The following is a 12,563-nucleotide window of genomic DNA, read 5'->3' as shown; positions in this document are numbered from 1 at the left end:
GTTGATTTAAAGCCATGTTATTATTTTATAACGATTATTATTTAATAATTTAAAATAAATCTTATTGATCAATTCGATATTCTATTATTTTATTATGTAAAGTTTTTCTTCCTATTTTTAATATTTCAGCACATTTGCTTTTGTTGTTTTTTGAATGAAAAAGCGTTTGTTTTATTATTTCTTTTTCAGCTTCTTTTAGGCTAATTCCTATTGGCAGTGTTATTTTAAATGTAAAATTTTCATTATTTTTGATTTTTGCAGGTAAATCTTCTTTGGTTATTTGCTTGCCTTTGGATAGTATTAATGCACTTTCAAGTACATTTTTTAATTCTCTAATATTTCCTGGCCAATCGTAATAATAAAGAGCTTTCATTGCATCATTAGAAATAGTTTTTTCTTTTCTATGGTTTTCTTTTGCGACGTCTTTTATTAGTATGTTTGTTAAATGAGAAATATCATCTTTTCTCTCTCTTAAAGGTGGTATGTTTATATTAATGATATTTAATCTATAAAATAAATCTTCTCTAAATTTTTCCTTTTTAATTTCCCCTTCAATGTTTTTATTTGTTGCGGCCAGAAGCCTAATGTCGACTTTAATTGTAGTTTCTCCTCCAACACGTTCAAAGGTTTTGTTTTGTAGTACCCTTAAAAGTTTAACTTGAATTTCGGGTGAAATTTCTGCTATCTCGTCAAGAAAAATTGTACCTTTGTTTGCAAGTTCAAATCTGCCTTTTTTTTGAGAAATTGCACCTGTGAATGCTCCTTTTTCATGACCGAAAAGTTCGCTTTCAAGGATGCTTTCAGAAAGTGCAGCGCAATTTACTTTTATAAATGGCTTGTCATTTCTATTTGAAAGATCAAAAATAGCATCGGCTATTATTTCTTTACCAACACCGCTTTCGCCCGTTATAAGAACAGATGCATTTGATTTTGCTATTTTTATTACAAGTTCAAAAATTTTTTGCATTAATAGAGACTTTCCCACAATTTTTTCATAGTATTTTAAATCTTTTCTTATGAGTATATTTTCTAAATTGATATTTGCATGATCATCATTTTCCTTTTTATTTAATGATCTTTTTATTATTAGCAAGAGTCTTTCAAGGTCTAAGGGTTTTGTTAAAAAATCGTAAGCCCCTTCTCTCATGGCATCTACAGCAGAATCAACTGTTCCATGGGCCGTTAAAATAATAAATGGTATTTTTAAGTTTTTTTCTTTAACTATTTTGAGCAATTTTTCCCCAGATATATGAGGCATTCTCAGGTCAGATATTATTACATCAAGATTTTCATTTTCAATTGTTTCAAGGGCTTCTTCTCCATCGCTAGCAGTGAAGACAAAATATCCTTCATCCTCAAGATAAGTAGCAATTCCTTCTCTAATGTTCTTTTCATCATCAGCTACAAGTATTTTGCTCATTTTCAATACCCCTCAATTAAAATATTTTTTTTATTTAGTTTAGGAAGTGTAATTGTAAAAATAGTCCCTATGTTCTCTTTGCTTTCTACAAAGATTTCACCCCCAAGCTCTTTTATTATTTTATAAGAAATAGTAAGGCCTATTCCACTTCCTTTTTCTTTTGTGCTAAATTGAGGTTTAAATATTTCCTCTTTTACTTCGTCTTTTATTCCATTTCCATTATCTTTTATGTTGATATATATTTTATTGTCTTTTTCAAAGAGAAAAATTTCTATTTTTTTAATTTCTTTTTCTGTTTCAAACAATGCCTCTTCTGCATTTTTAACAATATTTATGATAACTTGTTTTAATAATTTCTCATCAATGAGGATATTGCTTATTTTGTTTAAATTAAACAAAAGTTTTATGTTTTTATTTTCTAATTCAGGATTTAACAATTCACATACACTGTTTATTACTTGTGTGATGTCTTTTTCTTGTAAGTTAATTTTTATTGGCCTTACAGTTAATAAAAATTCTGTTACTATCTTATCTACTCTGTTTATTTCTTCTTTTATTACTTTAAAATAATTTTCAGCTTTGCCATTTTTTATTTTTTGTTTTTTAATTTCCTTTTTTAACAGTTGTAAATTTATATCGATTGCTCCAAGTGGGTTTTTGATTTCATGAGCAATATTTCTTGCATGTCTTGTAAAAGAAGCTAAAGCCTCAATCCTTCTAAACAGTTCTTCTTGCTTCTTTTTTTCTTTAATGTCTTCTATTAAAATAATGTTGCCTTCAAGTTTTCTTTCTTTTACATAAGGCATAAATGAAATTTTAATATATATGCTATTAGAAATTGGAACTTCTAATCCTATTATTTTATCTTCTGTTCTAACTAGTTCTTTTATTAAATTTATTAAGATCGGAATTTGAATATCATCAAGAATTTCTATTTTTGATTTAGATGTTAAAGCTAAAATTTGGTATAAAATCTTGTTTGAATAGATTATGTTGTTTTGTTTGTCAAGCACAATGATTCCTTCGTTAATTGATGCGAATATTCCGTCATATATTTCTATTTTTTTGTAAATTTGTTCAATAAATTTAGTTTTTTGTTCGTTAGATAATTTGTTTAGCTTTGTTAAGGCTTTTTTAAAAAAGTTATTCATATCTCTTCGTAATTTAGCATCAAGTTTTCTATTATTAATTTTTTGTTTTGATTATAGGGGCGATATTTGTAAATATTTTTCAAATGTTCTGTGTATTTGAGATATTGATTAATATTTATTTTGTTTTCTAAAAAATCTTTTCTAATGTTAATTGTAAGTTCGTTTAAAAATGTTTTAAAGCTTTGATCATCTTTTATAAATTCGATTTCTTCAAGATTAAAGATGGATTTTTTTTCTTTTATTATGTTTAAAATTTTTGTTAGTTCTTTTTTTATTTTTTTGCTGTCTTCTTTATAAAATGAGTCGAAATACTCTGCAATTGTTATATCTTTGTCTATTAGAAAGCTTTCTTTAAATTTTTGAATTTCTAATATTCTTGCTGGTTTTGTGAAATTATAGACCCTAAGTCTTGAAAGTATTGTTTTTGGTATTTTGTTTTTATTTCTTGCTGCCAAGATAAAGTAAATATTTGAAGGAGGCTCTTCTAGTATTTTTAAAAGTGAATTATGTACATTAAATGATAAATTTTCGATTTCGTTTATGTATATTACTTTTGGTTTTTCTTTTTCGGAAAAAACCCAAGTTTGAATTTTTTTTACATCGTGAACAGTAATGTTATGATTTAGTTCTTTGTTTATGTTTTCTATATTTTTTATAAGTGCATCTTTTATGTTGGTATTGAATTCTTTTTCATAATAAACAGAATTAATATACTTAATATTTTTCTCTATTTTTTTCAAATTTTTTTCATTACTAAAGTAGCATTTGGTAAAAATTACAGTTTTAATATATTCTAAGTATTTATTTGCTATTTTAGATGAATTTGTAGAAAGATGCGCTTTTGCTTCTATTGTATCGAGATTTGAAAAAATGAGTAAATTGGGGTTTGTTAAGTTTTTTTCGTTTAATATTTTTTTTGCAAGCTCGATTGCGCTGATTTTTTTTGATGTAAACTTTTCTCCTAGTAAAAGAATTGCATTTGGTAATATTTTTTGATCATATTCGTTTATTATGCCTTTGGCAATTTTTGGAAGTATTGTCATTACTAGCTTCTTATTTTGTTTTTGATATTTTAAAGAGATAGTTTATTCCAGGGTTTAAATAGTCAAGGAGTTTGCTTTCTTTAAGGAAATATTCAGGCTTAAATATTTGTTGTGAATGTATTATGTAAACTACTATTGCAATTATTCCAAAAGCTTCAAGTAAACCAAGTGCTAAGCCTAGTATTCTATTGAAGAATAATAATTTAAGTTGGCTTATTATTGATTCTATTAGGGATTGTAGGATTAAAAATCCTATATGTATTAGTAGAAAAAACACAAGTAGTGCCTGAATGTAGGATAGTTCAATAATAGGTTCGACCAATCTTCTAAACTCTTCGGTTTTTTTGTAAAGCAGGAATATTAATACAAAAACCTCTGCAAATCCACCAATTTCTTTAATAAATCCTCTTAAAAATCCCCTAAATCCTAAAGATGTAAAAATTATTATTATTAATATGTCAACTATTCCGGTTATTTTTACAGGATCGTTTACTAGCATCTAGATTTTATCTCCTTAATATCTTTTATTAATAATTTGGCTATTAAAGTTGAAGAATGCTTATTATTGAATTTTTCTATATTTGTTTTAAGAGATTTAATTTTTTCTTCATCTTTTAAAGTTTCTTTTATAATTTTCAAAATATTTGTATTTAAAACCTCATCTTCATCTATATAAATGCAAGCATTTTGATTTTTAAGTAATTTTGCATTTTTAATTTGATCCCCTCTAGAGCCTTTTTTAAATGGAATCAAAATTACACATGCGCAAGCGTTTGCAAATTCCTTGATTGCTCCAGCCCCAGCTCTGCTTATTATTATATCGGAAAATTTAACTATGCTTGCCATTTCTTCTGCGTTAAAGAATTGTCTTCTCAGATAATTATCTTCTCTTAGGTCATTTAAGTTTTTTCCTGATTGATGAATAAAGTAGATTTCAGAATCCTTTTTAATACACAGTGCAAGATTATTTAAAGCATTAGCTCCAAGAGATCCCCCAAGTATGCTAACGATTGGTTTTTTAGTGTTTTGAGTTAGTTGTTTAATGATTTTGGGACTTGGAATTAAAAATTCTTTTCTTATAGGAGATCCTGTGTAAATAATGTTTTTATGGTTTTTAAAGTATTTTTCGCTTTCTTTGAAGCTTATGCATATTTTATTTGCGAATTTAGAGTTAATTTTTGTTGCAAGTCCAGGATCTAGATCCATTTCATGGGTTATCCTTTTTATGTTTAGCAAACTAGATGCAATAATTGTGGGAGTTGATACAAATCCTCCAGTTGCATAGATAACCTGAGGTTTATATTTTTTTAAAACGTAAAAACTTTTTATTATTCCAAGTATTACTTTAAAAAAGTCAGTAAAGTTTTGAAAAGAAAAATAGCGTCGTAGTTTTCCGCATGGAATTGAAATGAATTTAATATTATTTTGTTCTTTTATCAACGTTTCTTCTATAGAATTTTTTTTGCCTATCCAGAAAAATTCAATTTCATTGTCAAATTCTTTTAATTTTTGTATTATGGATATTCCTGGAAATACGTGCCCTCCAGTTCCCCCCCCTGTAAAAAATATTATTTTTTTATTTGACATATATTTGTTTACTCATAAAAGCAATAAAGCCCTTGCTTTGTAATAGATTTTTTGTACATTTTACTTTAATAATATATTGCAATGCAAATATTTTTTTGTACTAAAAATTTACTCAATCTTTAAAATTAAATTTAATGAAATTAAAATTTAAAATGTATTTTTTAAGAAATTTTCGATTCTAACCCCTTCCTTTTTTAAAGCATTTTCTTTAATTGAATCTTTTATTATTAAGTGAATAGCCTTTGTTGTTTTTTCTAAGGCCTGTTCCATTTCGAATTTTTCCAAGTATCCTATAAGCAAGCTAGTAAATAAATCCCCTGTACCACTGAAATTTTGTTCTAATCTTTCTAAGAAAAACTCTGAGTATTCTTTACTTTTAGGATTGTAGCAGATGTTTCCCAAAAGATCTCCTTTATTGACGCTTGTAACAACTACTATGCCTTTTGTGTCAAGATCCAATATTGCTTTTATAATATCATCTTTGTTATTAAGCTGCGATCTCTTGCTTAACATTTCAAGCTCTGTGATATTAGGTGTTATTATGTTTGCATGTTTTATGATTTTTCTAAATCCACTAATTATTTTGTTATCGAATATCGGGTAAATTTCTCCGTTGTCAGCAAATACGGGATCAATCACAATTTTTTCAAATTTTATCGATTCAATTATTTTTTCTATTGTAATTTGTTGTGTCTCGCTTCCCAGAAATCCTGTATATAGTATGTCAAAATGTTCACCTTGTTCTTTCCATGTCTTGATAAATTTTTCTAAATGATCGGTTAAATCTATTATTTCAAATTTTTTATAAGCCGTGGAAGCAGAAAGGACAGCTGTTACAAAAGGACACACTTGCATATTAAACGAAGATATTATTGGTATGCATATTGTAAGAGACGTTCTTCCCATGCTTGAAATATCATGCATTGCTAAAATTCTTTTCATTATTTTTTCCCCTTATATTGGTTTTTATAATTCTCTATTCTTGAATTTGCATCAATTTCGATTGGACTTTCTCCGTATTTTAAATACATATTAAATCCAAGTCCCGCAATCATTGCTCCATTATCTGTGCAAAGATCAAGAGGGGGGTAGTAAGTTTGTATTTTAAGTTTATTTATTTTTTCTCTTAAGTACAAATTGCTAGCAACACCACCTGCTATTACTAATTTGTCAATTTGAGTATCTTTTAATGCTCTTTTTACTGGGATAATTAAATGTTCAAAGGCAGCTTTTTGGAAGCTTGCAGCTATATTATTTTTTGTTGTTGGATTATCTTTGTTTTTGAATTTTTCGAGTTGGTGTATGCAAGCTGTCTTTAGCCCAGAGTATGAAAAATCATACCAGTTTTCTTTTTTTCTAAAAGTGGTAACTGGAAATTTAAATGTATTTTCATCCCCATTTTTAGATATTTGTTCGATGTTTGGACCTCCGGGAAACCCCATGTCATAATGTTTCGCTACTTTGTCAAAGGCTTCTCCACAAGAATCATCTAAAGTTTTACCAAGTATTTCAACATCATCGAAATTTTTTTGTTTAGCAATCAGTGTATGTCCGCCGCTTAATAATAATGATATAAATGGATATTCTATTTTTGAGTGCATTAAAGGAGCATAAAGATGGCCCAAGATGTGGTCGATGCAAATAATAGGTTTTTTTAATGAAATTGCTAGCCCTTTGGCAAAGTTTAATCCAACTATTAAAGATCCAATAAGTCCAGGTCTAGATGTTACAGTTATTAGGTCAATTTCAGATATTTTAGTATTTGCCTTTTTTAGTGCTTGTATACAAACAGACATAATAGTCTCAGTATGAAGCCTTGAGGCAATTTCAGGTACTACACCGCAATATTTTTTATGTTCTTTTTGATTTAATTTTATATTGCTTAAAATACGAATGCCGTTTTCTACTACAGCTGCGCAGCAGTCGTCACAAGAAGTTTCTATTCCAAGCACTTTCATCTGATTGTTTTCTCGTAAAGATTTAGCAGGTTGTCAAATTCGAATTCTCGATTTAAACCAGATTCTTCTTTTTTTAAGACCTTTAGTGTGTTTTTAGACCAAATGTGTCCGATTACTTTTACTATCCCATGTTTTCTGGCAATATTTTTTGCTTTTTCAAGCTCCTTGATTACAGATTCTTCTGTATCTTTGCTATCAAGGAATATGTCTCTTTTTTCCACTGTAATTCCAATTTCTTTGCCTATTGTTTCTGGTACGCTTCCAGCAATAGTTACGCTGTCGAAAAAATATCTGTCAATCTCTTTAAGCTTTGTCAAAATTATTTTCATTAAATCTTTATTTGAAGTAATTAAACTACCCATATGGTTATTCATTATTTTTGCATCAGGATACTTTTCAAATGCTTGTTCGATTTTTTTGTGTATTTCTTCTTTGCTGTCTTTTATATTTATATGAAATTTTTCTATTGAATTTCTATGTTTTGATTGCATTGGGAAATGTATTATTACTTTTTTGTTGTTATTTTTTAGGTTTTTATATAATCTCATTGATTTTGGCAAGAACGGAATAATGGCATAATTTATTTCAAGATTAAGTTTTATAAATTGATCCAACATAAATTCATCATAACCCACGTCGTCTATGATTAAATAAAACTTAGGCTTAATTTTAGCTTTGTTATTTTCTGTTAATAAACTGTCTTTTTGTATTTTTTGAAATCTAGTTTTAAGTGGCCCATCTGCAACTTTTAAATTGTTTTCAAAATAGAAAAAACTTGTAAATGCTTGAATTGTTGCAATAACAATGAATATGACAATAAAAATTACAATAATAAACTTATTCTTCTTAATATAAAATATAAACATTCATGACCACTGACTTACAAGTAGATCAAAACATGTCATGAATGTCAATGTTAATTTATCTCTTCTTTTAGTTTTTTAAGAACCCTTTTTTCAATTTGTCTTACAGTTTCTGATGATATTCCAAGTTCTGTTGAAATATCTTTCAAAGTGCTTCTTTTGGGACTATTATCTAGGTTGTATCTTTTTTTGATTATGTATCTTTCCTTTTCAGTTAATTTTGTTTCAAGTACATAATTCAAATGTTTTAGGGTTGAGTCTTGTTCAAGGGTAATTTCAGGGTTAAAGGAATTGTCCTCGTATAGATTCAAGAGAGTTGAATTTTCAGATCCTTCTATTTCTTTGTCCAAAGAATATTCTTTTTCAAGATAAGGAATAATTTTTATGTACTGAGCGGGAGATAGATTGAATCTTTTCATTATTTCTTCTTTTTTAGGTGATTTTTCCTCTTCGGTTAAATATTTATTTATTTGGAGTATTAGATTTTCCTTTCTGTATGGGACTTTTACCAGTCTAGTTTTAGTGTTTAATGCTCTTTGTAGTGATTGCTTAATCCAAAACGATGCATAAGTTGAAAATTTGGTATTTTTGTTTGGATCATATTTTTCAGCAGCTCTTATTAATCCTAAGTTGCCTTCTTGAATTAAGTCTTCAATTTTTAATCCCTTGCCCGCATATCTTTTTATTATTTTTAAAACAAGTCGCAAATTTGCATTTATCATTTTGTTTTTTGCTTTTGCGTTGCCTCTTTGTATTTGTCCTGCAAGTTTAATTTCTTCTTCGTGAGTAATTAGCTTGTGTTCTCTTACCGATTTTAAATATATGTTTAAATCCTCATTGCTAAATATATTCATATTAGTATATTTTTCTCCCCTTTTTTGAATATTGTGATTAAGTTTTCACTACTTAATTACCATGCAAAAACTGTGCCAATTTAGTTTAAATTATTTTTAAACTAAATTGGATATTTGGATATTATGTTAAGTTGGAATGGAAAGAGTGTTTTTTGAATTATTTATTTTTTTACCAATTGATTGTAAATCGAATTGGCAATTCCAAAGCTTTGAGATTGTGCCATTTGTTTTGCCCTTTGTTCGCAAAGCATGTCCTCAAAAATTTCTTCTACTTGGCCTCCGTTTAGAAGATTTTGATTTTTGTTAAGAGTTTTTTTCATACTATCAAGCATTTGCTTGATAAAGATAGCTTCAAATTCTAAAGAAGCCTGTCGAAGTTCTTCGGTTTTTTGTAAAGATTTTTTTACTTCTACGGGATTTTTAAAATTATTTATTTGATTTTTAAATTTTATATTTTGTAAATTAATTTTAGTTTCCATTAATTTCCCCCAAAATAAGTTTTTTATTTAATTTATTAATTTTTTGTGTAACTGAAATATTTGAATTAATTCTTTATTGTTAGGAGCTTTGGAATTTTTCGATAAAAATTCATTTAATTCCATTGAGTTTGCTTGAATTCTTGTTTTATTATTTATACTTAAAATATTTTGATTGTTTTTTTGAATAGAAAATGTAGGCGTTCCTATTTTTGCATTTTCACTTGCTAGGATAATACCATTCTTTTTGTTTATTAGCACTTTGGGATTAGTTTCTATTTTGATATTATCAATCTTTTGCAATAGGGCAATGTCTTTTGATTCTATTTCTATTAAGCTATTTGATTTAATTTTGCTGTTGATTTTTTTAGAGGTTAATATTTTATGAATTCTATTTATTAATGGATAATTTTCCTTTTTAAGAATTACATTATAATTGTTGTAGCCAATATTTTGATTCTCATTTATTATTGTGCTATATAGAGTGTATTCAAATCCTTTTAATTTGTTGTTAGCTTGTATAATTTCCGATGCAATTGCAATTAGCATTAATATTAGTTTGCTCATTTTTCACCCTATTGCTTTTATTTTTTAATATCTATTATTTTATATCAATTATTGCGATTAATGGAATTTTTTTAGGTAAATTGATAATTAATTTCTGATTTGTTAAATATTATTCTATCAATATATATATCAATATTAATAATTTTTAGATTGAAGAAGATAGAATAAAGCATATTATTCTTTTTGTACTTTATTTAATTTTATCTCTTCATTTTTGATTGTATCGCGTATAATTTTATATTTACTATTATTTAATTCATTTAGGCTTAAAACATCATTTATGCTGGTTGTGTTAATTTTGTATTTAAAGTAAATGTTGTATTCATCAAGGATTTCATTTTTTTTTAGATTTTCTTTTGCAAATACAATGGGTTCAATTATATCGATATACATATTAATATAATTATGTTTTTTGTAACTTTCAAAGGTTTTTGCATAATAAACCAAAGTTTTTTGAATCGGAATATTTTTGTAAGAGCCGTTGCTTTTTACTTTAAATTTTATTTTTTTGAAAAATTTATCGTTCATATTTATTTCAGACTCGTCAAAACTAAATTGAAGTATATAGATATTTTCATTTGATAGATTTTTTGTGATGTAATAAATCATTTCAAAAATTATTGATTTTTTTGTCAAATGGGGGGGGATATATATTTTTGATAAGCCTTGATTGTTGCATATTTCTGAGTATTTTTTTGAAAAAAAATACACTTTACTAGGAGAAATATTGAAGCACAAATCATGAGCAGCATCCATAATTGAGCTTGTTGTGAAAAATAAAATAAAAATAAGTAATTTTTTCTTTATTTTATTGCCTTTTTAAATTATTTGCGATTCCTAACATATTGTCAGAAGTTTGAATAGCCTTTGAGTTTATTTCATAAGCTCTTTGAGCTACTATCATTGTTACCATTTCTTCGGCAATAGATACATTTGACATTTCAAGAATACCTTGTCTTAGTTTTCCCATGCCTTCACTTCCCGGTATTCCTGCGATCTCTTGGCCTGATCCAGCTGTTTCTTTGAATAAATTGTTTCCAATAGCATTCAGTCCCGCGGGATTAACAAATCTTGATATTTCAATTTGTCCAAGCTCTATAGGTTCGTTGCTCCCATCAATTTTTACCGATATCATTCCTTGTTCAGATATTGCAATTGAGTTTTGAATATATTCTTCCGGGAATAATATATTAGGCAACACCTTATATCCCTGACTTGTTACAAGCTCCCGATTAGAATCGATTTTAAATGATCCGTCTCTAGTATATGCATAAGTTCCATCAGGCAGAAGAATTTTATAAAATCCATCTCCTTCAATAGCAACATCGGTGAGCAAATTGGTGGATTGCATTTTTCCCTGTTCAAATATTCTCTGAGTAGCAGCAATTTTTGTTCCGTGACCAACTTGATTTCCAAGAGGTCTTGAAGTATTTTCGGTTGCAGGAGTTCCTGCTCTGTTGTGGGTTTGATAAATTAAATCTTCAAATTCTGCTCTTATTTTTTTAAATCCTGTAGTATTTACATTTGAAAGATTATTGGCAATTGTGTCTACATTGTATTGTTGTGCGGTCATTCCACTTGCCGCTGTCCATAATGCTCTCATCATAAATATGCTCCTTAATATTTTCCAATTTCATTTATTAATTTTCCTAAAAGTCCATCTTCGGTTTGTATTGTTTTTTGATTAGCCTCGTAAGCCCTGTTGATTTCAATCATTAAAACCATTTCTCTAACACCATTAACATTAGAAGCCTCAAGTGCTTCTGTTTCTATTTTAGGCCTTAATGATATATCAATCTCTTGTGCTTTGCCCGATGTTTTTGTATCAATCCATAAAGAATTCCCTTGTTTTTTGAGAAATCTGGGATTTTCAAAATTTACAATTCTAATGGTATCAAGCAGTTCATAATTTTCCCAGGAATTTTCATGCTCACTAACAAGTCTTTTGGGGTTTGATGCGAAGTTTGAATTGTGGAAGATTTGTCCTCGAGACGTTATTTTAAAATTATTTTTTTTCAGGTATATATATCCCTTTTCCCCAAGAACAGGAAATCCGCTTTTTGTAACAAGTATTCCCTCTTTCCCAATAGTAAAAGAACCATTTCTTGTATATCTTTCTCCATCTGAAGTTTGTACTACAAAAAATCCTTGATCAGTGAGTGCTAAATCTAATGGATTACCTGTAGTTTTTAATGGACCTTGTTCAAATATTGTATATATTTCATTTTCTTCAACCCCTGTTCCTAGTTTTCCTACAATAGGAGCTGTTTCAAGATGTCCTTTGGGAAATTTATAAAGTCCATCATCATTTAGTCTTCTTATTAGCATTTCTGGAAATGCTTTTTGAATGGATAAATCTTTTTTGTATCCAATAAGATCTATGTTTGCCAAATTATTTGCCACTACGTCAAGCTTGCGCCTTTCCGATATCATTCCACTGGCAGCTGTATAAATTCCTCTTACCACGATTAAATCCTTCAAGATAATTAACTTTAATAATATTAACATCAATTGTTTTATATAACAATTGATCCAGCTATTGTTATTGTTTGATTTTATATTTTTTATCTAGGTTTTTATCTTGACAATTAAAATTGTAAAATAAGTTGTATAATGATTTTTGTGTCTAATTTTTGAATTGGCC

At 27.7% G+C, this 12,563-nt stretch carries 12 protein-coding genes and 2 pseudogenes; all 14 read right to left on the bottom strand.

Going from position 1 to position 12,563, the window contains the following annotated elements; translation table 11 throughout:
- Window positions 1-61 precede the first annotated feature (61 nt).
- The 14 genes and pseudogenes from QIA41_RS00420 to QIA41_RS00355 all read right to left on the bottom strand — a co-directional run bounded on the left by QIA41_RS00420 (window position 62) and on the right by QIA41_RS00355 (window position 12,385).
- Window positions 62-1,420: a sigma-54-dependent transcriptional regulator gene (locus QIA41_RS00420; RefSeq protein WP_320292102.1), complete on the bottom strand. Its 1,359-nt coding sequence runs from the start codon at window positions 1,418-1,420 to the stop codon at window positions 62-64.
- Between the two features lie 2 nt (window positions 1,421-1,422).
- Complete coding sequence (locus tag QIA41_RS00415; RefSeq protein ID WP_320292101.1) at window positions 1,423-2,571, bottom strand: two-component system sensor histidine kinase NtrB; 1,149 nt, start codon at window positions 2,569-2,571, stop codon at window positions 1,423-1,425.
- Window positions 2,568-3,614, bottom strand: a complete 1,047-nt coding sequence (locus tag QIA41_RS00410; protein ID WP_320292100.1) for a hypothetical protein — start codon at window positions 3,612-3,614, stop codon at window positions 2,568-2,570. The genes QIA41_RS00415 and QIA41_RS00410 overlap by 4 nt, the downstream gene beginning before the upstream one ends.
- A 10-nt stretch (window positions 3,615-3,624) precedes the next feature.
- Entirely contained in the window at window positions 3,625-4,113 is a 489-nt protein-coding gene (locus QIA41_RS00405) for a CvpA family protein (protein ID WP_320292099.1), read from the bottom strand.
- Window positions 4,107-5,201, bottom strand: coding sequence for an undecaprenyldiphospho-muramoylpentapeptide beta-N-acetylglucosaminyltransferase (murG, locus tag QIA41_RS00400; protein WP_320292098.1), 1,095 nt, complete (start codon window positions 5,199-5,201; stop codon window positions 4,107-4,109). The genes QIA41_RS00405 and murG overlap by 7 nt, the downstream gene beginning before the upstream one ends.
- Window positions 5,202-5,348: 147 nt before the next feature.
- Complete coding sequence (locus tag QIA41_RS00395) at window positions 5,349-6,143, bottom strand: PfkB family carbohydrate kinase (protein ID WP_320292097.1); 795 nt, start codon at window positions 6,141-6,143, stop codon at window positions 5,349-5,351.
- Window positions 6,118-7,159, bottom strand: a pseudogene (tsaD, locus tag QIA41_RS00390) (tRNA (adenosine(37)-N6)-threonylcarbamoyltransferase complex transferase subunit TsaD). The gene QIA41_RS00395 and the pseudogene tsaD overlap by 26 nt, the downstream one beginning before the upstream one ends.
- Window positions 7,156-8,025 carry a divergent polysaccharide deacetylase family protein gene (locus tag QIA41_RS00385; RefSeq protein WP_320292096.1) on the bottom strand — a complete coding sequence of 290 codons (870 nt, stop codon included), beginning with the start codon at window positions 8,023-8,025 and terminating at the stop codon, window positions 7,156-7,158. The pseudogene tsaD and the gene QIA41_RS00385 overlap by 4 nt, the downstream one beginning before the upstream one ends.
- A gap of 50 nt (window positions 8,026-8,075) precedes the next feature.
- Window positions 8,076-8,876, bottom strand: a complete 801-nt coding sequence (rpoS, locus tag QIA41_RS00380) for an RNA polymerase sigma factor RpoS (protein WP_320292095.1) — start codon at window positions 8,874-8,876, stop codon at window positions 8,076-8,078.
- 161 nt (window positions 8,877-9,037) lie between these two features.
- On the bottom strand, window positions 9,038-9,355 hold the full coding sequence (locus QIA41_RS00375) for a rod-binding protein (protein ID WP_320292094.1): 318 nt from the start codon (window positions 9,353-9,355) through the stop codon (window positions 9,038-9,040).
- Window positions 9,345-9,898: pseudogene (locus QIA41_RS00370) on the bottom strand (flagellar basal body P-ring protein FlgI); the annotation flags it as partial. The pseudogene QIA41_RS00370 and the gene QIA41_RS00375, both read right to left, overlap by 11 nt.
- 195 nt (window positions 9,899-10,093) lie before the next feature.
- Entirely contained in the window at window positions 10,094-10,675 is a 582-nt protein-coding gene (locus QIA41_RS00365) for a hypothetical protein (protein ID WP_407653020.1), read from the bottom strand.
- A 52-nt stretch (window positions 10,676-10,727) separates the two neighbouring features.
- Window positions 10,728-11,525 carry a flagellar basal-body rod protein FlgG gene (gene flgG / locus QIA41_RS00360; RefSeq protein WP_320292093.1) on the bottom strand — a complete coding sequence of 266 codons (798 nt, stop codon included), beginning with the start codon at window positions 11,523-11,525 and terminating at the stop codon, window positions 10,728-10,730.
- 11 nt (window positions 11,526-11,536) lie between these two features.
- A complete protein-coding gene (locus QIA41_RS00355) occupies window positions 11,537-12,385 on the bottom strand; it encodes a flagellar hook-basal body protein (RefSeq protein ID WP_320292092.1) in 849 nt (282 codons plus the stop codon).
- Window positions 12,386-12,563 lie beyond the last annotated feature (178 nt).

The organism is Borreliella sinica, assembly GCF_033969665.2.
In the GTDB taxonomy this organism is placed as follows: Bacteria; Spirochaetota; Spirochaetia; order Borreliales; family Borreliaceae; genus Borreliella; species Borreliella sinica.
This window is presented reverse-complemented; position numbering and strand designations above follow the sequence as displayed.